At 69.5% G+C, this 705-nt stretch carries 1 protein-coding gene; it reads right to left on the bottom strand.

The genetic code is table 11. The features are described 5' to 3' along the window. The coding region (locus P2L57_RS39850; RefSeq protein WP_275823498.1) for a beta-ketoacyl synthase N-terminal-like domain-containing protein at window positions 1–705 on the bottom strand (705 nt) is incomplete at both ends.

The following is a 705-nucleotide window of genomic DNA, read 5'->3' as shown; positions in this document are numbered from 1 at the left end:
CAGCCGCCTGCGTATGCCCGATGTTCGACTTCACCGACCCCAGCCACAACGGCCGATCCTCCGACCGCCCCTGACCATACGTCGCCAACACCGCCTGCGCCTCGATCGGATCACCCAACGTCGTACCGGTACCGTGCGCCTCCACCGCATCAACATCGGCGGACGTCAGTCCAGCGACCGCCAGCGCCTGCCGAATCACCCGCTGCTGCGACGGCCCATTCGGCGCCGTCAACCCATTCGACGCACCATCCTGATTCACCGCACTCGACCGCACCACCGCCAGTACGCGATGGCCGTTGCGGCGGGCATCCGAGAGACGTTCCAGCACGATAATGCCGGCGCCCTCGGACCAGCCCGTGCCGTCTGCTGCCTCGGCGAATGCCTTGCAGCGGCCGTCACCGGCCAGGCCGCCTTGGCGGGTGAACTCGACGAACGTGCCGGGGGTGGCCATCACGGTGACGCCGCCGGCCAGCGCGAGGGTGCTTTCGCCGGTGCGTAGGGACTGCCCGGCCCAGTGCATGGCGACCAGTGACGAGGAGCATGCGGTGTCGATGGTGGCGGCGGGGCCTTCGAGGCCAAGGACGTAGGCGATGCGGCCGGACAGGACGCTCTGCGCGCTGCCGGTCATCAGCTGGGCGGGGGGCTCGTCGGTGGCCTGGGCGACGATGTCGCCGTAGCCGGAGTGGTAGCTGCCGATGAACACGC

Origin of the sequence: Streptantibioticus ferralitis (genome assembly GCF_029223525.1) — a bacterium.
Taxonomy (GTDB): domain Bacteria; phylum Actinomycetota; class Actinomycetes; order Streptomycetales; family Streptomycetaceae; genus Streptantibioticus_A; species Streptantibioticus_A ferralitis.
Note: the sequence above shows the minus strand (reverse complement) of the source record. Positions and strands in the feature narration are given on the sequence as shown.